Here is a 22,876-nt window from a genome sequence, read left to right as displayed (position 1 = left end):
AATCAATTTAAATCACAATCATTCAACAAAGTTATGGAAAACATTCCCTTAACACAAGAAAAAACAGCCCTGATCAAACAGAACTATAACGGGCTTGGAATTCATGAGATTATTTCAATGATTAATAGACGTTGTAAAATCTAAGAATCATGAAAAACTTATACATTATCATCGCTTTCGTATGTGCAAACTTTACCATGGCTTTTGCACAAGGGACATTAAGAGGAACGGTTAGCGATCAGTCCGGACCGCTACCATATGCAACGATTAATATTCAGAACACAAAATCAAAAACCATTTCAAGTCTTGATGGCTCATTCTCGATTTCTCTTCCAGCAGGAGATTATAAAGTATCCATCTCCATGGTCGGCTATGGTACGAAAGATACAACCGTCAGCATCATTAACAATAAAGTATCCCTACTTGGAAATATCAAACTAAGTTCTGGAAATGACCTGCAACAGGTTGTGGTTAAGGGGATGTACAGCGCCGGAGAACGAAAAGCAGTTGCAATGAGAAGAAATGCTACCGCCATAATGGATGTTGCCAGTGCCGATGCGATTGGCAAGCTGCCTGACATTAATGCAGCTGAAGCGGTACAACGAATTGCTGGAGTAAGCATAGACCGAGATCAGGGCGAGGGCAGATACGTCACTGTGCGTGGTACACCTTCGCAATGGAGCTCAACAACCATAAACGGCGACCGTATGCCTGCTGCGAAAACATCAGGAGATCTTCTTGGTAATAGGACTGTTCCAATGGATATCCTCCCTGCAGAGCTGATTCAATATATACAGGTAGTTAAGGCAATAACACCTGATTATGAAGGGGATGCAATCGGTGGAACTATCAATTTCATCACCAGGACATCTCCGGAAAAAAGAACTTTTCGTGTAATGGGTGCTATTCCGTATGCGGAACGTCCAAATGACAAGTTTGGATATAATGGAAGCGTATTATATGGGGATCGCCTGCTCAATAACAAACTTGGATTTTTAGTTCTTGGGAGTATTAATCAACGTACTTATGCTACAGATGATTACGAGGTAATTTATGGTAATCAACTTCATAATGTAACAACCCTTGATGTGAGAAATTATCAGGGAACCAGGACCAACAAAACATTGAATGCCTCTCTGGACTATGCCCTTGCACCGGGAACAAAGTGGTACGCCCGAGGATATTACACTGAACTGCTTGACAATGAAAGGAACCGTAAAACGATGCACTATTTTGATCGGGCAACAAACAACGCTGTACTGAGATGGAATGTTGTGGATTATTATTTTAAAAATTATGGAGGTGAAACAGGTATTGAATCTGCATTAAGCTCGAAACTGAGCATGAATGCTCGACTGGCATGGTATAAATCATGGGCCGGCTATAAAGGACCATCTTCGGCAACCAAAGAAAATCGAGGCTATTACTATGGAAACTGGGTACAATCGGTAAAATATGATAATCTGGTAAATATTAGCGGTAAGGACTATAAGTTTTTGAAAGGTGATGGTCCTCAAGGGTACCAAGGGGATGATCCGGAAAACATCCAGCCCCATTTTTCTGCTACTACTCCTTACAATCCTGATAACTATTATTTAGATAGATTTGTTACATCAATCCGAAATATTACCGAAAGCGACAAGGTTGCTGCCCTCGATTTCAAATACCAGGCAACGAGTAATCTGCTTGTGAAGTTTGGCGGTAAATTCAGGTATAAAAGCAGTAAATATGATTACAGGTATCAAACCTGGGTTTACAAAACCACTGCAGCTAAAGCCTATCTTCCGTTATGGGAAAGAGAGCAGTTTCCAACCAAAAATTGGTTTCCAGAGCTTAATAATGCTTATGATAACCTGAAGTTTGATTATCCAACAGTTGGCTCATTTATTAATCCTTACAGCATCCCTTCGGTTGCCCAAAATCTTACCTATACTGCAAACGATGCCACTAATTCTTCTTATGCAGCCGGTAATTACGATGCTGTTGAAAAAGTTGGGGCCGGGTATGTTATGGGAGAATGGGACCTGAATACAGAAATCAAAATGGTGGGTGGCTTAAGGTATGAATATACGTCAAACAAAACCGACAGCTATAGCTACAATGATATCACTAAAAAAGTAAGTCCAGTATCGGGTAGCAAAAATGTTCCTGCTGCACTTCCAATGCTTCACTTCATCTATAAACCTAATGAAAAGGCCGACATCAGGGCAGCTGTAACCAGAACTTTTGCAAGAGCTGCTTTTAATGAGATTAGTCCGACGACGCGTGTAAATCCTAATACGCTCACAATAGCACTTGGAAATCCAGATTTACGTCCAACGTTTTCTTGGAATTATGATTTGATCGGGAGTTATTATCTTAATGGAACCAGCTACCTAACGGGTGGATTGTTCTACAAAAGTATTAAAGATGCAGTGTATTCTCAATCGTTTACCCAGAGCCAGAACATTGAAGGGGTAACGGCCAATTACCAGGTTTCGCAGCCACTGAATGCTGAAAATGCCAAGCTATATGGTATTGAATTGGCCTACAACCAGAAGTTTACTTTTTTGCCAGGAATTTTAAGTGGTTTAGGTCTTAACCTTAATTATACTTACACAAAGTCTGAAACAACACTTGATGACAGGCCAGGTGAAAAGATTGGCTTATTAAATCAATCGCCCAATATTGTAAATGCAGCGATATTTTATGAAAAAGACCGCTTTTCATTTCGTATAGCTGCCAATTATCGCCAGGCTTTTCTGGTGGAAATTAGGGATAACAACGGCGCAGATCGTTACCAGGATAAGGATTTTCACTTAGATGTGAATATGTCTTATAATTTCCCCAAAAACATCACGCTTTTGGTGGATGCCAATAACCTGACAAATGCGCCGCTTAGATACTATCATGGCGTTAAGAGCAGACCCGAGCAGGTTGAATATTATTCAGCAAGGGGCAGGGTTGGTTTAAACTGGAGTTTTTAATATTGAGAGCCTTAAAAATGAAAAAATTATATATTTCAATAATCATTCTGTCTGTATTCGTAATCTGTTCTTGCAAGGAAAATGAGCTCATTTCTCTTAGCCCGGTCAGCGAAAAAAAAGAATCAGAAACCATGGTCATTAAATCAGGCCAATATGCCATGGCAGCCAATCGTTCAGCGCTGGGACTAGCCTCAGTTTCCGAAGAAACAACCTTTAATTATGATGGCCGTTTGGTAAGGGTTAAAGCCTATTCCCGAAACGTTGGGGACACCAAAAATAGCCCGATTTTTAAATATGGAGATCTGTTGAACAGGGCAATCGCCTATAAGAGTGCCCATCCAGCAACTGATGTACGTGTAAAGTTTGCCATGTATAAAATCGGCTTCAATTCTTATGTCGGCTTTAACCCAACAGATGCATCTTATGGATTTGTAAAAGGAAACGATCATGGTGGGGAGAGCTCGGAAAAATTAATTTATTCTATTGTTAAAGCAGCGCTCAACCAGGTAAAAGTTGATTTTGTTTACCAGTTCGATGTTTCAGAAAGTGTGTTTAATTATATTAATGGCTTTATGGAAGATCCTTGTACGAGCGATCCTACAAAAAAAGTTAAAGATTATCTGAGGATGCGAAAGGTTAGCTGGGGACCTGAAGCTTATCAGCAGATGCATGCAAAATATATGACCGTTAGTCATTATGCCGGAGACGGTGTCGATGTTTTAAATTCGGTTTTCAGTACAACTGGGAATGTGGATGATCATGCAACAACCGGGATTCCGACAGGGAAGGACTGGGTTCAGTCTGGGATGCTTGTCAACGGACATGCCGAGCTGATGGAGTCTTTTAATAAATACTTCGAGCTTATTTATGAGAATAATTCAAATCAGGCTAACTTCCATGCTGCAGTAAGAAACCTTCATGCATCCAATGGTTTAAATTATGATGACTATCATTTTAGCAGCTACTTCACCCCGATACCACTATCACCAGCGGGAACCTATGTAGCTGGGCAGGCAGATAGTGCTGCGGTTCAGGGCAATGCGTGGGATGTCAACTTTAACCCTGTAGCGAAATACGTTTCCCAGATGGCTACTACCAGCGGAGACCGTTACCTCAAAGTAAATATGTACCATCAAAAAACGGACAATTTCGGGTCTAAATTGTTTTCAGAGTTGGAACGCATCTACGCTTCGAACACTTCCGGATTGAAGCACTTCCGATTGATGGCTAAGACAAACTCTTATCAGTCGACTAGGCCTCTGAGCATATTTAATAACATCGGCGTGATGAAGTATGGCAAGCCGACGCACGCGAAAAATTTAACTTTTGCCTTTAGCGGGATCAGTACATATTATACCTTGACAGGCTCTACAAACCTTAAACTAGATGAAAATGCCTCAAAAGCAAACTCGACGTTGGTTATAAAGGAATATACTACCGCTCATCCGGTTTATAACGCATACAAAGACATATTTGAATTCCAATTCTAATGCATGTGAAAATTTCCAGAAGAAAATTTATTCTCACCACAGCGCTGCTCATTCCTCTCCCGGTGATGCTTTCCGGGGCGGGAAAATCTAACAGCAACTGTTTTCTGCATGGGGTAGCCTCCGGTGACCCCTTGCAGGATAGGGTGATCATCTGGACAAGGATTTCTAGTTCTGATCCTCAGAGAAAAGTTGTCAACTGGGAAGTTTCGCAAGATCTGGAATTTATACAATTGGTTGCAACAGGAACGAAGCTTATATCAGCCAAGGCAGATTATACTGTGAAGGTTGATGTTAAAGCACTCAGTGCAGGGAATCGGTATTATTACCGTTTTATTTATGATGGGCAGGTTTCTCCGATCGGATTGACAAAGACCCTTCCAAATTCTTTGGATAGTGGCACTTTTTCAATGGCTGTAGTGAGCTGCAGTAACTGGGAAGACGGATATTTTAATTCATTTCGTTTTCTGGCAGAAAAAGAAGTGGTAGATCTTATACTTCACCTTGGTGATTATATCTATGAGTACGGTACTGGAGAATATGGCAATCCTGAATCGGGTAGAATAAATTCACCCAGACATGAAGTGCTCACCTTGCAGGATTACAGAACCAGATATGCGCAGTACCGTACAGATCCTGATTTACAGATCCTCCATCAGCAGAAACCTTTCTATTTAATTTGGGATGACCATGAATTAGCCAATGATGCATATAAGGACGGTGCTAAAAACCATCAGGAGAAGGAAGGCCCTTGGACACTAAGGAAAAAAACGGCTATTCAGGCCTATCTGGAGTGGATGCCTGTACGGGCAAAAAATGCCAGCCAGATACGTAGGAAATTTGAAATTGGAAATGATATTTCCCTTTATCTCATGGATGAACGCATTGCTGGCAGAACCAGACAGATGGAAAGCAGTGAAAAAGAGTTTGGGGATTCGGATCGAGCTATTTTGGGTAAAAGCCAGTTCAACTGGCTTGCTGATGAACTAAAAAACAGTAAAGCAACATGGAAACTCATTGCAAATCAAGTGATGTTCTCTGGTTATGCTGTGGCTGATGGCTTTAAACTTCCTAAATATAATGACTGGTGGCTGGGCTACCCCTATGAAAGGGCTAGGATACTCGATCTTCTGAATCAGGAAGTTTCAGGCAATACTATTTTTCTTACCGGTGATCATCATGAATCCTTCGTCTTGGCTGTCAACAAAGAGGAAAAATTTATGAACTACACCAAGCCATATACTCAAAAACCCATTGCATGGGAATTGTTAACTCCCTCAATCACTTCAAAAAACGGAGATAGGAAAGAGAATAAAGAAATAATTGAGTTTGAAAACATGCTGGCCGATTCAACTATCAACCCCCATTTAGTGTTTGGGGATATCAAGAGTCACGGCTATTTTATCGCTCAGGTAAGTAAAACAGAATTTAAAGCAACCTATTTTTTTGTGGATAACATCTTAAGCCGCAATGCAAAAGAACATCAGGCATCAGCATTCTCAATAGATGCTAAAACATTTAAACTTTTAAAAAAATAACAATGAGTTATGCGAAGCTAGCCGCATTTAGTGGACATGGAGAGCCCATGGAAATTTTGGAAAGAGAAATCCCAAAACTTGGAGATGGGGAGATTTTGATCAGAAATCTTTATACTACAATATGTGGAAGTGACCTGCATACTTATTGTGGCTTAAGGCACGAAAAGGTTCCCACTGTTCTTGGACATGAAATTGTTGGAGAGATCGTATCGTTTTCACATAAACATTCCCAGCAAGATCACTTGGGTAATCTTCTTCAAAAGGGTGACCGAGTAACCTGGAGTATATTTTCTTCAGATCCTGATTCGGAAATGTCGAAGTTGGGAATGCCGCAAAAAGGAGACAAACTGTTTAAATATGGCCATGCCCAGATCACAACAGAAGATTCATTGCATGGTGGATTATCAACCCACTGCATACTCAAACCAGGCACAGCTGTTTTAAAAGTTGATCTTGATGTGCCTTTAGCCGTTGCTGCAATAATTAACTGTGCAGTGGCAACTGTATCTGGTGCGCTAAGGCTTGCCGGAGATTTGAAGAACAAAAATATCCTTATTACGGGCAGCGGCCTTTTAGGAATGGTCTGTTCCGCAATGTGTAGTGAGCATGGTGCAAAAGCCATTCACATGGCAGATATAAATGATGCAAGGTTAAGAGTAGCGAGAAAGTTCGGGGCGACAGATGTGCATTTATTGAACGACGGATCAAGTGCTCTTCCCGAATCAATTGATATCGCCTTCGATATGAGTGGTTCAGTTGAAGCCATGGAAAACAGTTTGGGAAGTTTAGCTATTGGGGGAACAGCCATCTGGATCGGAGCTGTATTCAAAACCAGAAAACTACAACTGGACCCCGAGTCAATCATCCGCAAACTAATTACGATCAAAGGGCTCCACAATTACAACTATGATGATTTTATCTCCGCGGTAGAATTCATCAACCATCATCATGATGATTACCCTTTTAAGGATGTTGTTGCAAAAGAGTTTAATCTATATCAAGCTGATGAAGCTTTTGCCTATGCGGTAGAACATAAGCCACTCCGGGTGGGAATTAATCTGGAAGATTTAAAAATCAATTTATAATGGATAAAAAATTCCGGGTTCAGCAATGGAAAATGTTGCTTATTACCATGTTCTGCTACTTGTTCTTCTACACCGGCAGGCACAATTTCGGATGGGCAGCAAAGGGAATGGCTTCAGATTTGAATATTCCTTATGCAACAATCGGTTGGATTAGTTTCGCGATGTTAATTGGTTATTCAATAGGTCAGCTGATTAATGGCAATCTTGCTGATCGGCTTAGTGCAAGAATTATGGTCACTACTGGTGCATACCTTTCCATTATGACCAATGTTGCAATAAGCTTTTCTAGCAATCCAACCTTAATCATGATTTTATGGGCGTTGAACGGCTACTTTCAGTCGATGGCATGGGCACCCGGTGCTAAACTGATTAATAACTGGTGGAGTGAAGAGGAACGTGGCAAGGCATTTGGATTTTATACAATGGCTGCTGGTCTTTCCTCTGTGGTAACCTATTTGCTTTCCATCATCTTGTTACAACAAGGATATGAATGGAGAATGCTATTTCGCCTTCCTGTACTTTTACTGCTGATTTCGGCCACTGCTTTTATGATTATTGCCAGAGATAAACCCGAAAAGACTTCGAGAAAAGTGATCAAAGAAGAAGACGAGTTAAGCTGGGTGGAGCGTTATCGCAAAGTATTGGGTAATAAGAAATTTATGATTGCCACACTTGCCTTCGGCTTTGAAAGTATGGCACGATACGGACTTATATTTTGGGTTCCTGTTCATTATCTGGGAGGAAATTGGAAAGAAAATCCGGGAAACTTATGGGTAACATTCCTATTGCCTGTAGGAATGGCGGCCGGTGCACTAACCTTTGGCATGCTCTCTGACAGCATATTTAAAAAAGACAGGATAAAAGCCATCGCCTTTGGGATGCTGGTGAGCGCTTTCATTGCAGGATTAGTTTACATTTCACCTGTGCACAATCTGGTTTTGGGAGGCACGCTGATGTTGCTTGCTGGTTTCTTTGTTTATGGCCCACAGGCATGCTTCTGGCCACTAAGTCCGGATTTGTTGGGTAGTAATTTAACGGGTACCGGCATAGGTTTTATGAATATGACAGGATATATGTTCGCTGCATTTGGAGAACCAATTCTGGGCTATGCTATCGATATCACCGGAAGTACAAATAGTATCTTCATCATTATTTCCGTTTTATGTATATTATCTTCAATAAGTGTCTGGGCAGTCCGTTTTGTGAATAAGAGGTAGGTTTTGTTCAATGTAAATTTTAAAAATATGAAATCTCTAAAAATTGTATCTATTCTGTTGATTTTTTTCATGACATCTGTATCAACAGTTTTTGGCCAACGTGTAGTCATTATCGGTTTAGATGGCTTTTCATCTGAAGCGTTTAGTAAAATACCACATCCAAACATTGATAAACTTTTTGCTAAAGGACTCATTTCTCTGGATACCAGACCGGTAATGCCATCCGTAACGCTTCCAAACTGGACTAGCCATTTTTCTGGATCTGGTCCTGAAGAACATGGTGTTACCAGTAACAGCTGGACCTTAAATAAGCACGAGCTTCAGGCTTCGGATGTAGACAGTGAGGGATATTTTCCTTCCATTTTCAAGATTTTGAAAGATGCTAAACCAGGGATTAAAACTGCATTTTACTACAATTGGGCTGAGTTAATCAATTCGATGAATAAAAAATATTTAGATGTAGCCTCATTCGAAGAGAAAGATGGATTTGCTGATAACTATAAATCAGCCGGGCAATTTATTCTGGATAACAAAAAAAGTCCACAACTCGTTTTTTTATATAGTGTGAGAATTGACCATGCTGGGCATGGCTTTAAGTGGATGTCTAACGAATACATTGAGGCGGTTAAAGAAGCAGACCAGGCTATTGGTGAATTTGTTAAGAAATTGGAAGTGAATAATCTGGCCCGGGATACATATTTTTTACTTATCACTGATCACGGCGGTAAAGGAACTGGCCACGGAGGTGTGAGTATGGAGGAAATGCAAATTCCCTGGGCAATTACCGGACCCAAAATAAAAAACTCGGGTATTGCTCAAATTTATAACAGTAACAGAAACACTTCGAGAGTAATAGCCGAAATCTTTGGTATTAAAAGTTTTCCTAAATCCTGGACTGCGATACTACCGGATGGTATTTTTAAGTAGCATTTCTGTTGGCCCTAAGTTCATCTTTTTGTCGAGGGCTTTTGGATTTATTTTTCCTTAAAGTAGATTAGAATAATTTCGAAATCAGTTTAATTTGTTTAGCCAAAAAGATCAATTTCTAGTTCTATTGGATGGGGTATCCTATTGTAGCGGCAACTTGATAATTCTGATATTATCATGGTAAGCAATACGCGTTAAAGGCGCTTGAGTTACATAAACTCCCCATTTAATGTAACCTACATTTCCAATACTTACATCGCCGGCAAACGTGTGATAGTTCGTTTTTTCGTCAACCATGGTATAACTTGTTTGTCCTGGAAGCTTCATATAGGTTTTCATATAGCCTGTATTATTGTTTGCCCATAGTACATCTACCCTGAAATTTAACCATTGATTTACATATGGACGCAAATCAGTAATAATGTCTTTAATAGAGGTAGAACCTTCATATCTTAAACGCATTGCATTTCTTGCTGTTCGAAATTGTAATGGAACACCAGATCCGGATGTAGAATTGCCTGATACTTTAAGTTGGTAGATAGTTGTTTCGTAGGTTGGCCCGGAAACCCAGGGCGTCCAGTCCTTTAATAAAATACTGAATTCGTAACGACGTTCATCGCCAGGAAAAAACCTTGCCTGCTGTATAGCTATTGCATCACTTTCACTTCTTATGTTTCCATCAGAATTATAGGTGGTATCGCCATAAACTATTTTGTGCGCAATGGCATAACCGCTACCATTTCCTGCTGGGTTGATCATGTAGGCGGCATCTGCAGCACTCGCATGCGTAGCCGTCAAACCTGTAATTCCTGAATCAAAGGTACCAGTTTCGTAATTTACATTTAAGATAGTGTCGCCATTATTAAATATATCACCCGCTTTTTTAACATTGTTTTTATTACTCAAAGATAGTGTTTGAACACTACCTTGGCTGTCAACAATGCTTTCTTTTCTACAAGACACCGCTATTAGTGTAAAAAATATCAGATATTTCGGCGATATAATATTTACGTTTTTCATAGGTGCCTATGGTTAGATTGAGTTTATAATAAGGTAGAACAAATAATCTCTACTGATTAATATTGGTTTTAATGTTCTGACCTTTTCCGTTTATCATCAATGAGAAATCTATTTTACCTTGGACAAAGTCATTTCCAGTATTTTCTTTCATTGTTATTTCTGGTGCTTTTTTACCAGTAAAAGGGTAAATCACACTGATGAAATATTGTGTTGTTGAATCTACCTTCCGTTTTTGGAAAGCTACCGCTGGTCGAGGCATTTCTTTTCTATACTCGTAAGAAACTTTACTTTGCTCTTCCAACAAAGTCACTTTATCTGAATTGAGTGATTGGATCAACAAGTTGTTAGCATCATTATAAGTGGTATAAACAAGGTTTTTTGATTTATCGTAAACTGGTTTGGCATCTTCTTTCAAATGAAAGCGTACATCCAGTTTTCCTGTTGCAGAACCGATTGCTCTATCAATAATGATGAAATATTTTTTATCAATGAAAAGAACAGTTCGCTTATGATCTAAATCCTTATAACTGGGGTTGGTAAATGTCAATACATCCATCATTTTACCCAGTTTCCATTTATTTTGCTTAGCATTTGTAATCACCATATTCTGATCATTCAAAGTAAGTGTATTATGCATTTTGGTTTGGCGGTACTCTTCACGAAGTTTATTAATTTCTGCATCGCCGCTGTAGACAAAAGCGCCAGCATCAGGCATAAAATTTCTACCTTTCACATAAAGTTCAAAGGTTCCATTATCAGGCTGTGCATGGAATTCTCCCGGTGGGCTTGCCTTCAAAACCATTACTGTCGATTGATTATTCCACCCATTCCTGAACGTATAAAAACCTGCATTGCTTGATGCGTGAGAGAGGTGATCAGGAAGTTCTCCTTCTTTTCCTTCTGTGGCAAAATATTGGATTACTTTATTCTTCGGAAAGCTTTTAGCCCAGGCCTGATACAATTTTATTCTTCCAGACTTGTCAGCAATCCAGGAATCGCCAAACATCGGCGCATTATAATCCGGGAATGAGAAATCAATATTGGCCATGATCATACGCTCAATGGTTTCGCTAAAACTTTCAGGAAACTCACTTTCAACCCCGGCCATTTTTGCTGCATTGTAACCTTTAAGAAAAATATCGATGGATGCGACGTGGTAGGCCGGGGATAACTCATATTGCACACCGTCGGCATAAACCTGTTTTTTGATTTCGGTATTTAAAACATCAATACCGCTCTTTCTCCAGAATGGCGATGCTTTAAACTCAGGGAAAAATGACCCTGCAAACAATATCCTTTGTGCTTCGAATAACAGGTGATTTCCCTCTTCAGAATAATGTTGTGGAATATAATCTGCTTGCTGATGGAAAGACTTTAAAAATTCCATTAAAAATGCTGGCGTAAATTCAGATGATGATAGAAATAAATTGAAAGTTCCAGGTAAGCTTTGTATTCTTTCAGAAACTTCAAGCGGCCTCCAGGCGTAGGCATCATTATCTGCCGATAAACCTAATGGATTTTTCTTTACCCAGTCACGGAACTGAAAAACCCATTCCCTGGTATATTTCTCATCACCGCTGCTTCGATAAGCCAAACCCATTGCTTGCCACCAGTATACACGATGCAGCTGCCATTTTACCTCATTGTCTTTAACCGGCCAAAGTTGCCAGTTGATATCTTGTCCATAATCAAAAAAACCATATCCCTTGTGGGGTTGAAATTTGTGCAACAATGCGTTATCTGCCTTTTGCTGATTCGCATTCCCTATAGATTTTCCTCTGAAACGCTGCTCATCTCCAATATTGAATTCAGGATGGCGAATAGTTTTTCGGTTGCGATAATAGCTTAACAGTTCTTGAGCAGCTTCAACGTACTGCTTGGACTGAAAGCGTTGATTTACTTTCTCTAACCCTGGATAGGTCAGATTAATATCAATGAAGTCTTCTTTTGAAATAGGGCTTTCCTGAGCCCTTAAACTTACAAAGGGTACTGCAACGATGGTGAGAATGATGAAAATATTTAATTTCATGACTAAGGTTTTTTAATTGATTGCAAATCAATTTTCTTGATTTCTTTATATCGTGTCAGTGCTTCCAGATAATAATAATCTGCATAATCAAGTGGGGTATCAATTTCTGAATTATAAAGGAAAGCACCAACACTGTGTTTTAAAATAAAATATTTGTTTTCACCAGGTTTCGCTAGATAATCATCAGATGAAAGTGATTTCAATATATCTTCCGCATAGGTGAAGTATTTCTGGCCATCTTTAACCTGAGTGCTCAGTTCCAATAATCCAGAAGCAATTACTGCTGCAGCCGAAGCATCTCTCGGCGCTCGCTCTGCGGTGTCCAGTGCATTGTGGACATCAAAATCCCAGGCGGGTACTTTATCTTTTGGCATTTTTGGGTGATTCATGATAAAAGATGCAATATGTTCGGCCTGAGCCAAAAATCTCTCGTCTTTTGAATTGGCATAGCACATGGCGTATCCATACAATCCCCATGCTTGTCCGCGGGCCCAAGCCGATTCATCAGTCAAACCTTGGTGTGTTGCCTTTCGAATAACCTTACCTGTTTTCGGATCATAATCTACAACGTGATAAGAGCTAAAATCTTTCCTGAAATGGTTTTTTATAGTGGTTAATGCATGGGCATTGGCGGCGTTGGCATAGCTGGGCTGTTTTAAAATGTCTGAAGCCCAATATAAATATTCCAAATTCATCATGTTATCAATAATAACCGGATAATTCCACCAGGCGAAGTCCCATGATCTGATCACTCCGATTTTAGGATCGAAACGGTTCAATAAATGCTTTGCGCCATCTTTCAGTGCTGGAAGATATTCTTTGTCTCCAGTGATGCGATACGCATTTCCATAAGAACAGTAAAGCATAAAACCAACATCATGGGTATTGGTGATATACCTTGCCGAATCTAAGGCTAAAGTAAATCGTTTGGCATCAGCTGCCAGCGTTTTATCTCCCGTAAGTTCATAGCCATACCATAACGAGCCTGGAAAAAATCCGGTTGTCCAGTCTTTGTACGGAGCCAGCCTTACGGTTCCATCGGGATTAACCGAACGCGGATTTTTTCCCGGCCTGTAGGTATTTGCAGCTTTCTTTAGTTGAAACTCGACTACTTGTGTTGCTTTGGAAAACCACTGCATTTCTTGTTGTGCGTAACTTTTAAAGCTGCATGCACTAATAAGGAATATGTTAAGGACTTTTTTCATCAGAGAGATTTATATTTTTGCTGGTTAAATAAACTGCTTAATAAGCAATTGTGAAGTTAGGCCAGGCAAACGGTTTCCGATTTCGATTTTCGTTAAAATGCTTTAGATTTTGATCAAAAAGGGTTTTCAATGGAAAGCTTTAAAAACGCATGCTTTGGTTAGATTTTTCTCATCTACCAATTGTAATTATTGTACAAAACCTAAATACTTTGGGCTAAAATTGAAAGTATAAGTTTCGAAATGCATGTACTTTAGGGTTTGATTATGTTCAATACCGCAAGGGTATACTAATCATAAATTATCTCAACCTAAATAACTGTTTTAATATGAACCATTTAAATGCAATAGGTATAGACGTTGGCGGATCTTCCATCAAGTGCGGAGTTGTAAATGCCCATGGTGAAATTTTATATACAACAACTGTTTCGCTGAAAAACGTTAAAACACACAGTGCTGTAATCGGCCACATGACCGAAGTAATTAATGATTGTACCAAAAGATATGCTGATAGCATTCTTGGGGTTGGTGTAGGATTTCCCGGTATCATTGAGGATAATATAGTAATTGCAGGTGGAATCAATCTACCGGGGTTTAGAAATGTAGAGCTGGGGAATATTTTAAAACTGATTACGCGAAAAAACATCATCATTGATAATGACGCAAACCTTATGGGGCTCGGTGAGCTCACCTACGGTGCAGCGAAAGACTGTAGTGACGCGGTATTTATTACCGTGGGTACCGGAATAGGAGGCGCTGTATTAATTGATGGTAAACTTTACGGTGGGTTTAAGAACAGGGGAACCGAACTGGGGCATATCATCGTAAATCATAAAGGTAAGGCCTGTGCATGTGGGGCCAGGGGATGTTTGGAAGCCTATGCTTCTGTTACTGCAATGGTCAATCACTATCAAGCTATTAGTAAAGACGCTCCTGATCATGTTGATGCTAAATATATCGTTAGTCGGTACATGTTGAGGGAAAGTGAGGCGATGGAAGTGATGGAATCTCATTTCGATTACATGGCTACAGGAATTGTAAGTTTTATCAATCTGTTCAATCCACAAAAAGTAATTATTGGTGGGGGCATTAGTGAGTCTGGTTCCTTTTATACCAAAGAGATTGAAAAACGGGTATTGGCATTGGCCATACCCACAGGACCAGGTGCTGCCCAAATTGTTGCTGCTAGCCTTGGTAATAAGGCTGGATTGTTGGGCTGTGCAGCAAACGTATTTCAAAAATACGGTGCAACCGAACCTGTTATGCAGAAGATGATCATCTAACAGCATTATTAACCAATTTTGATACTGATTTAATCAAATTTAAAACTCATAATGAATTCGAAAACCTAGATTCGTTTTCGGTAATGATTGACTATTTGCAATCGAACTTCGGCAAATACAATATCTAAATAGCTAACCAATAATATATACCAAACTAACCTAACTAAAATGAAAAAAATCGTACTTATGCTATGTTTGCTATGCTTAGTTGCAGTATCGCAAGCTCAAACTGTGATTACGGTAAAAGGCGTGGTTCGAGATGGAACTAACCAACCAATCCCAGGTGCGACAATTCTCGAAAAAGGCACGAAGAACGCGGTGATATCTTCACAAAATGGATCCTATCAAATTAAAGTGCCCGCAAATGCCATACTTGTTTACAGGTACGTGGGATCAAAAATGATAGAAATCAGTGTGAATAACAGAACTGATATCAATGCAAAATTGCAGGACGAATCCAATACACTTAACGAAGTTGTGGTTACAGGCTACGGACAGGAAACTACCCGCGGAAGTCTAACAGGGTCTGTCTCATCCATCAGTGGAACTGAAATTGCTAAAGTGCCTGTACAGAACGTTGCCCAGGCATTGCAGGGAAGAATTGCCGGGATGCAGGTTACCGTGGGTAGCGGAGATCCTGGGGCTGAGCCATCGATTAAAATTAGAGGGGGAACTTCGATTACGCAAAGTAACGAACCTTTATACGTGGTGGATGGTGTACCACAAACGGAAGGGTTGGCTTTTTTAGATCCGATGGACATAGAATCGATTGATGTATTGAAAGATGCTTCTGCCACTGCTATCTATGGCGCCCGTGGGGCCAATGGCGTGGTTTTGGTAACCACCAAAAAACTTAAAGGCGGGAAGACCACTATAAACTATGATGGATACGTAGGTGCAAGAATTACAAGCAAATATTTGCCTGTATTGAGTCCGCTTCAATATGCGCAGTATGCTTACGAAAATTCAGTTCGAGATGCCACCAGGCTTCAGCGATTTATCAATACCTATGGCTCTTTTGATTCCCTACAGATCAATTATGGCAACAGACCTGGAATAAACTGGCAAGATGAGGTGTTAGGTAAAACGGTTATGAACCAGTACCATAAAATTAGCATCAACGGCGGTAACAGCGAAATCAGATACAATCTTTTCTATTCCAAAAATAACAATGATGGACTATTATTGAATAGCGGTGCAAATAAGGATATCGCTAAACTGACGGTAACCAACAATATCGGGAAAAAGGGGGTAGTGACAGGCATTGTAAATTATTCGAATCAGGCAATTTATGGAACTGGAGGAACACAAACGGGAGGTAATGCCCGGTTAAGTTTTCTGCAAACCTTACTTCAGTATCGCCCGATAAACGGAAAAAATAACAATGATCTTGATTTACTGGATGATGCCATTGATCCGTTGGATAACCAGGGGAATCCAGCTTTTCAAAGTCCTCTGATTGCGCTCAATTCTCGCCAGATTAAACAATCAATCAAAAGTTTAAACGCCAGTGCAACTGCAAGGTACAATATTCTCGATCACCTTACTTATAACGGTTTGATTAGCTATACCAGCCAAATCAATAAGATTAAGACATTCATCGATGCGGCTAACATTCAGGCGATTCGTGCGGGTGGACCTAGCGGAAGCATTAGTGATGCACTCGCCCAACGCGTTTCCTTTAATAATGTGTTAACGTATGCCAACACATTTATGAAAGACCATAAAATGGATATTTCAATCGGCCAGGAATATATTTATAATTATTTGGAAAATTTTTCAGCATCAGCAAGTGGCTTTCCGCCTGTTAATAATGGTTTTGATAATCTCGGCGCTGGTACTGTGGCGGGTTTTCCAACATCTTATGCCGAAGATGATAAATTGCTTTCTTTCTTCGCGAGAGGAAATTATGCCTACAAAGGCAGGTATCTATTGAGTGCTTCCTTAAGAAGAGATGGCTCTTCTAAATTCGGATCGGAAAATGTATTTGGTTATTTTCCTTCGGCTGCATTAGCCTGGCGGATTATACAGGAACCTTTTATGGAAGGCAACAAAATTTTCTCTGATTTAAAGTTACGTGTGAGTTATGGAAGTTCTGGTAACAATCGGATTGCAAACTATGCTTCACTAAGTACATTTGTTACGGGTAATTATCCTTTAAACAATCAGATTATCAGCACTGCTTATCAGTCTAATTTATCTAATCCATTTTTAAAGTGGGAAACGGTAGTGCAGCGTAATGTGGGTTTGGATTTAGGTTTATGGAAGCAAAGAATAACCCTTACAACAGATATTTACGATAACCGTTCAAAGGACCTATTATACAATACCCGGATTCCGGCCAGTTCTGGATTTACTACTCAGCTCCAGAATATTGGTGAAACATCAAGCAAGGGAATCGAATTTACGCTGAACACGGTGAATATCCGGAATGCCGCTTTTCAGTGGAATACCAATTTCAACATTGCATTCAGCAGAACAAAAGTTTTAAAATTGAGTAATGAAGAAAATTCGTTACTGGTGAGCAGCTATAATACTTCTTTTAATGATTATATTTTGCAGGTTGGACAGCCTGTTGGTATCATGTACGGTTACATCGGTGATGGATTGTATCAGGTAAATGATTTTAATTTTAACTCGACTACCAATACTTATACATTAAAAAGTGGTGTGGTAAACAATGGAACCGTGGTGCAGCCAGGTTATGCCAAATACGCAGATATAAGTGGTCCGAATGGTACTCCAGATGGCCTGATTAATGATTTTGACCGTACTGTTATCGGAAATGCGAATCCTAAGTTCACGGGTGGTATTAACAATAGCTTTAGTTATAAGGGAATTGACCTAAGTGTCTTTTTGGATTTCACTTATGGCAATGATATCTACAATGCCAATATCCAAAACAATCTGGCCATAACAGGTGAATACAATAGTAATCTTGCTTTTCAGGCCGATAGATGGACCAATATAAATGCGTCAGGGCAATTGGTAACCAATCCTGCGGAACTAGAAGCATTGAACAGTGGAAAAAATACAGTTGCCTCTATTGCTGGTGTTACTGCAGGTCGGTTAACCCGATATGCTATAGAAGATGGCTCTTTTCTAAGGATCAACAATGTGAGCTTAGGTTATACCTTTCCAAAGAAATGGTTGGAGAAAGTAAAAATCAAAAATGCCAGAATCTATTTCACTGCGTATAATCTGCATGTATTTACAAACTATTCTGGTTATGATCCGGAAGTAAGCGTGATTAATAATCCATTAACGCCTGGGGTAGATTTCAGTGCCTATCCGAGAGGAAAATCTTTTGTAGCTGGATTAAGTTTGTCCCTTTAATATCGATCGAAATGAAAAATATAAATATCAACATCAGAATGATTTTAGTGATTGGTTTAATTGCACTGATGCCATTGGTTTCCTGCAAAAAATCGATTGAAACCACCCCGTATTCTGCGTTTACATCAGCAAATTATTTTAGATCTGTGAGTGAAGCTTACTCGGCCACCTTGGGTGTTTACGAGGCAATGAAAAGTCCAAATACCTATGCCTGGAACATTCCATTGGTATTTGATGCCGACACAGATATCGAGTTTTTGAGCCCTGGAACTACCGTGAACGACTTTAGAGAGGTTTCGCATTATTATTACCTGGCTGGAAATTCAATGTTTTACAATACATGGTCAACGCTATACGCAGGCATTGATCGTGCAAATGTGGTTATTGAACGTATTCCGCAAATGGATTTGTTTACTAGTGGATCGGCTGCTGAAAAAGCTGATCTAAATAGGATGTTGGGCGAAGCAAAATTTTTAAGAGGATTTTACTACTCAGAACTGATTCGGCTTTGGGGCGATGTACCATTTAAAACAAAAAGTTCGGTTACCGGAGATGACTTAAGATTAGCCCTTACCGATCGTTTTGTAATCTATGAGCAGGTAATGAAGGATATGCAGGAAGCTATTGCCGTGTTGCCGGCATCTCTTCCAATTGATGAGCGCATTAACAAATTTGGGGCGAAAGCAATATTGGCACGTGTGGCGCTATTTGCTGGGGGATATTCGTTAAGGGCAAATGGTACCATGCAAACGGCAAATGATTACGCGAAATATTATCAGATAGCCCAAACGCAGGTAAATGAAGTGATTGCATCAGGACTGTACCAATTGAACAGCAGTTATAGCCAGGTCTTCAAAAATCAATCGCAGCAGGTTTTCGAGCCAAAAGAGAGTCTTTTTGAAATTTCTTTCTACACGCCCACCGTTACCACAACCTCGAGTTCAAGCTTTGGCTATTTTAATGCCGGCTTAACTGCCAACGGTCTTTATAGTAGTACATTAAATAGAGTTTTTGTTCCAGCCTCTTTTTATACCAGTTTCGATAATGGCGACCTTCGTCGTGATTTTTCAATTGCCAGGTACAGCCTGGATGCAAATGGAAGCCGTGTACCACTGTTAACCGCCAGACAAGATGAAACCTGGACACCTGGGAAGTGGAGCCGCGAGTATCAGAAAAACTCAGCTTTGGAAAGAAGCTACACTAACATCAACTATGTTGCCATGCGTTATGCAGATGTTTTGCTGATGAAAGCAGAGATTGATAATGAATTGAATAACGGGCCCACGATAGAAGCTTACGATGCAATTAATACGGTGAGGAGGAGAGCTTATGGAACCAACACAATGGGAAGTGCAATTACGATTACACTTGCTGCGGGTGGAACTGGTTACACAGCCGCTACAACAATTAGCATCACAGGTTCTGGCGTTGATGCTTATGCAGTACCCGTAATTACATCTGGAAGAATCTCAGCAGTAACTATTTTAAATTCTGGCAGTGGCTATACAACACCACCAACCCTTACCATTAACGGTGTAGGTACGGGCGCTGTATTAACGGCTGGCCTACAACCCAAGCGTACAAACGCAACTGTAGATTTACCAACAGGATTGTCTAAGGATGCATTTCTGCTAAGAATTCAAAACGAGAGAGCATGGGAATTGTGCTTCGAAGGTATGCGCAGATCTGATTTGATTAGATGGAATTTACTTGGAGATAAGATAAAATCAACCCAGGATGCTGTTAAAGCGATACGTTCACAGTATGCTTATGTAGCGAGTACAAACTTTGTGAAGGGTAAACATGAACTTTATCCACTGCCACAAAATGAGTTGGATGTAAACAAAAATATTACCAGACAAAATCCAGGATTTTAATCATGCTAAAACTAACATTATTTCTTTTTCTTAGTCTTCCGATATTAGTCCATGCACAAGAAGACATTTATAATCCTTCTGCACAGTACGAATATCCATCTGATCCTTTGGTTCGGAAAAAATTGGATAGGTGGCAAGATCTTAAATTTGGAGTTATTTTGCATTGGGGTATCTATTCGCAAGCTGGAATTCAGGAAAGCTGGCCGATTTGTGGGGAGTCATGGCCAAAAAGAGACACCACTATGAGTTATGAAGCCTATAAAAAATGGTATTGGAATTTGGCTAATCAGTTTAATCCGGTAAAATTCAATCCCGAAAAGTGGGCAGAAATATCTAAAAATGCGGGGATGAAATATATCGTATTTACCACAAAACATCACGATGGTTTCAATATGTTCGATACCCAACAAAGCGATTATAAAATAACCAACGGTCCGTTCAAGAATAATCCTAAAGCAGATGTAACCAAATACATATTTGAGGCTTATCGAAAACAGGGGATGATGATAGGAGCTTATTTTTCCAAGCCTGATTGGCATTCTTCTTTCTTCTGGTGGGATCGCCAACCGACTTCCAGCCGAAATGTGAATTATAATACCAATCAATTTCCTGAACGCTGGAAAAAATTTAAGGATTTTACCTACAATCAGATCAATGAGCTCGTTACCAACTACGGTAACATAGATGTACTATGGTTTGACGGCGGTTGGATACGTTCACCTAAAAAAGGAGAATTAGAAAATCCAGTTGCAACTGATAAAAGGGGGCGGGCACCTTATCCAGCATATTCACAAGATGTAGACATGAACCGCATCGTAAAAATGGCTAGAGTCGCACAACCAGGTATATTAGTGGCTGACAGGACAATTCACGGCCCGAATGAGAACTTTAAAACACCTGAGCAATCTATCCCTAAAGTTCAGATGAAAGATCCCTGGGAAACTTGCATTACATTAACCAAAAGCTGGAGTTATCGCAAGGAAGAGAAAACCAAATCTAGCGCCTGGGTGATCCATAGTTTGGCAGAGATAGTAGCTAAAGGTGGTAATATGTTATTGGGCTTTGGCCCAACGCCCGAAGGAGAATTCCCTAAAGAGGTTGAGCAGCCGCTACAAGAAGTAGGTAATTGGCTTAAATTGAATGGTAAAGCGATTTACGGAACGCGTATAACCGAGAAATACAACGATGATTTGACCTGGTTTACGCAGAGCAAAGATGGAATGATAAGATATGCCATAGTCTGCATCAAAGAAGGTGAGAAGTTACCAGCCACTTTAAGCTGGAAAGGTAATATACCAAAAAGGGGAGCGAAGATAAAGTTACTGGCAACTGATAAGGCTGTAAAATGGAAAATCGACGGTGAGACAGTTGTAGTGGATGTTCCTGAAAATTTAGTCGGAAAGATGAATCCGGCATTAGCATTTAGTTTCAATTAATTTTATGGAAAGAGCTTATTCTTTTCAAATGACGCCTAATTTGGATTCTGATATGTCAGTAATTGTAGAAACTTTCAATTTTAAAAATAGTACGTTTTTAAAATTTATATTTTTCCTTGCCTTGGCAGTTGTAGGTTTTAGAGCAATTGCACAACAGAAAAATAGCAAGCCCAATATACTTGTCATCATGACCGATCAGCAGACTGCTGAAGCCATGAGTGCTGCGGGGAATAAATATTTAAAAACCCTTGCTATGGATAAACTTGCGAAAAATGGCGTTCGTTTTACCAAGGCTTATTGTGCGCAGCCTCTGTGTACGCCATCGCGTTCTTCAATTTTTAGCGGCAAAATGCCTCATGAAACAGGTTTTGTTGGCAATGCGCCTGAAAAAGATGGGCAATGGCCAGATAGCCTACTGATGATGGGTAAAATATTTCAAAATGAAGGTTACCAAACTGGATATGTGGGCAAGTGGCACTTGCCTGTGCCCACAAGCAAAGTTAGCCAACATGGATTCAATTACATAGAAAATACCAATTTCTTGGATTATAATGATGCCGCAACGCCATCCTTTTGCGCCAGATTTATTAAGGAAAATAAAGATAAGCCATTTTTATTGGTTGCTTCCTTTTTAAATCCCCATGATATTTGCGAGTGGGCAAGGGGTGAGACGTTAAAGATGGATGTCATTTCAAATGCACCGCCTGTAGCGGAGTGCCCGCCCTTACCTTCAAACTGGCGAATTCCCGAACTGGAACCTAAAATTGTAAGGGATCAGCAAAAAACGGTTGGTTTGCGCACTTACCCATCAGTAGGCTGGACCGGAGATCAGTGGCGTCAATATCGATGGGCTTACAACCGTTTGGTCGAAAAAGTGGATAGTTATATCGAAATGCTACTGGGTTCTCTTCAAAAATATGGGGTAGAAAAGAATACGATTATCATTTTCACTGCAGATCATGGCGATGGATACGCTGGCCATAGCTGGAATCAGAAACAGATTTTATATGAAGAATCCGCTAAAGTCCCCTTTATCATTTCCAAACTGGATGGGTCAATAAAATCCCGTACAGATGATATGCTGGTTTGCAATGGCATTGATATGACTCCAACAATCTGTGGGCTTGCCGCTGTAAAGATGCCAGGGTATTTGAAAGGAATAGATTTAAGTAAAAGATTGATTAAGCCGAACATTTCACTTCGTGATACATTGGTGATAGAAACAGAATTCGCCGATAATGAAGAATTGCTGGGTATTAGTGGAAGAGCGGTGATCACAAAGGATTTTAAGTATATCGTTTACAATAAAGGGCTACTGCGTGAGCAACTGTTCGACCTGAAAAAGGATCCGGGAGAGATGCATAATCTGGCTAAGGAAAATGCAAGCAAAAACAAATTATTAAAAATGAGAAATTACCTTAAGCAATGGTGCACGAAAAATGGCGATAAATTTAATTCAGGTTTGTAGTAAAG

General features: G+C 40.0%; 14 protein-coding genes. 11 read left to right on the top strand and 3 right to left on the bottom strand.

The annotated features are described in order from the left end of the window. Nucleotides 1–149: 149 nt before the first annotated feature. The 6 genes from ACZZZC_RS17635 to ACZZZC_RS17610 are packed head-to-tail and all read left to right on the top strand — an operon-like array spanning nucleotide 150 to nucleotide 9,220. A complete protein-coding gene (locus ACZZZC_RS17635) occupies nucleotides 150–2,966 on the top strand; it encodes a TonB-dependent receptor (RefSeq protein ID WP_463487786.1) in 2,817 nt (938 codons plus the stop codon). A 17-nt stretch (nucleotides 2,967–2,983) separates the two neighbouring features. Further along, on the top strand, nucleotides 2,984–4,456 hold the full coding sequence (locus ACZZZC_RS17630; RefSeq protein ID WP_463487785.1) for a hypothetical protein: 1,473 nt from the start codon (nucleotides 2,984–2,986) through the stop codon (nucleotides 4,454–4,456). A gap of 5 nt (nucleotides 4,457–4,461) precedes the next feature. Continuing rightward, the gene (locus tag ACZZZC_RS17625; RefSeq protein WP_463487784.1) at nucleotides 4,462–5,991 is read left to right on the top strand and encodes an alkaline phosphatase D family protein; all 1,530 of its coding nucleotides are present in this window, start codon (nucleotides 4,462–4,464) and stop codon (nucleotides 5,989–5,991) included. Nucleotides 5,992–5,993: 2 nt separating this feature from the next. After that, nucleotides 5,994–7,076 carry a zinc-binding dehydrogenase gene (locus ACZZZC_RS17620; RefSeq protein ID WP_463483351.1) on the top strand — a complete coding sequence of 361 codons (1,083 nt, stop codon included), beginning with the start codon at nucleotides 5,994–5,996 and terminating at the stop codon, nucleotides 7,074–7,076. Continuing rightward, nucleotides 7,076–8,293: an MFS transporter gene (locus ACZZZC_RS17615; RefSeq protein WP_463483350.1), complete on the top strand. Its 1,218-nt coding sequence runs from the start codon at nucleotides 7,076–7,078 to the stop codon at nucleotides 8,291–8,293. The genes ACZZZC_RS17620 and ACZZZC_RS17615 overlap by 1 nt, the downstream gene beginning before the upstream one ends. A 27-nt stretch (nucleotides 8,294–8,320) precedes the next feature. After that, nucleotides 8,321–9,220: an alkaline phosphatase family protein gene (locus ACZZZC_RS17610; protein ID WP_463483349.1), complete on the top strand. Its 900-nt coding sequence runs from the start codon at nucleotides 8,321–8,323 to the stop codon at nucleotides 9,218–9,220. Between the two features lie 141 nt (nucleotides 9,221–9,361). On the opposite strand, the gene ACZZZC_RS17605 is transcribed toward ACZZZC_RS17610, so the two are convergent. Genes ACZZZC_RS17605 through ACZZZC_RS17595 form a run of 3 tightly spaced genes read right to left on the bottom strand, consistent with a single transcriptional unit; the run spans nucleotide 9,362 to nucleotide 13,474 of the window. Beyond that, nucleotides 9,362–10,240, bottom strand: coding sequence for a heparin lyase I family protein (locus ACZZZC_RS17605; RefSeq protein WP_463483348.1), 879 nt, complete (start codon nucleotides 10,238–10,240; stop codon nucleotides 9,362–9,364). A 49-nt stretch (nucleotides 10,241–10,289) separates the two neighbouring features. Continuing rightward, the gene (gene hepC / locus ACZZZC_RS17600; RefSeq protein ID WP_463483347.1) at nucleotides 10,290–12,269 is read right to left on the bottom strand and encodes a heparin-sulfate lyase HepC; all 1,980 of its coding nucleotides are present in this window, start codon (nucleotides 12,267–12,269) and stop codon (nucleotides 10,290–10,292) included. 2 nt (nucleotides 12,270–12,271) lie between these two features. Next, entirely contained in the window at nucleotides 12,272–13,474 is a 1,203-nt protein-coding gene (locus ACZZZC_RS17595; protein WP_463483346.1) for a glycoside hydrolase family 88 protein, read from the bottom strand. A 326-nt stretch (nucleotides 13,475–13,800) separates the two neighbouring features. On the opposite strand from ACZZZC_RS17595, the gene ACZZZC_RS17590 reads away from it, so the two are divergent. The 5 genes from ACZZZC_RS17590 (at nucleotide 13,801) to ACZZZC_RS17570 (ending at nucleotide 22,871) form a co-directional block, all read left to right on the top strand. After that, complete coding sequence (locus tag ACZZZC_RS17590) at nucleotides 13,801–14,754, top strand: ROK family protein (RefSeq protein WP_463483345.1); 954 nt, start codon at nucleotides 13,801–13,803, stop codon at nucleotides 14,752–14,754. 168 nt (nucleotides 14,755–14,922) lie between these two features. Beyond that, nucleotides 14,923–18,090 (top strand): SusC/RagA family TonB-linked outer membrane protein, encoded by a 3,168-nt coding sequence (locus ACZZZC_RS17585; RefSeq protein ID WP_463483344.1) that lies wholly within the window; start codon nucleotides 14,923–14,925, stop codon nucleotides 18,088–18,090. Between the two features lie 11 nt (nucleotides 18,091–18,101). Then, the gene (locus ACZZZC_RS17580) at nucleotides 18,102–19,967 is read left to right on the top strand and encodes a RagB/SusD family nutrient uptake outer membrane protein (protein ID WP_463483343.1); all 1,866 of its coding nucleotides are present in this window, start codon (nucleotides 18,102–18,104) and stop codon (nucleotides 19,965–19,967) included. Nucleotides 19,968–19,969: 2 nt separating this feature from the next. Next, nucleotides 19,970–21,403, top strand: coding sequence for an alpha-L-fucosidase (locus ACZZZC_RS17575; RefSeq protein WP_463483342.1), 1,434 nt, complete (start codon nucleotides 19,970–19,972; stop codon nucleotides 21,401–21,403). A gap of 4 nt (nucleotides 21,404–21,407) precedes the next feature. After that, nucleotides 21,408–22,871, top strand: coding sequence for a sulfatase family protein (locus tag ACZZZC_RS17570; RefSeq protein ID WP_463483341.1), 1,464 nt, complete (start codon nucleotides 21,408–21,410; stop codon nucleotides 22,869–22,871). The last annotated feature ends 5 nt before the right edge of the window (nucleotides 22,872–22,876 follow it).

Source organism: Pedobacter sp. AC212 (genome assembly GCF_979258625.1).
The sequence above is the reverse complement of the archived record's forward strand: the minus strand, read 5'-3'. Positions and strand labels throughout refer to the sequence as shown.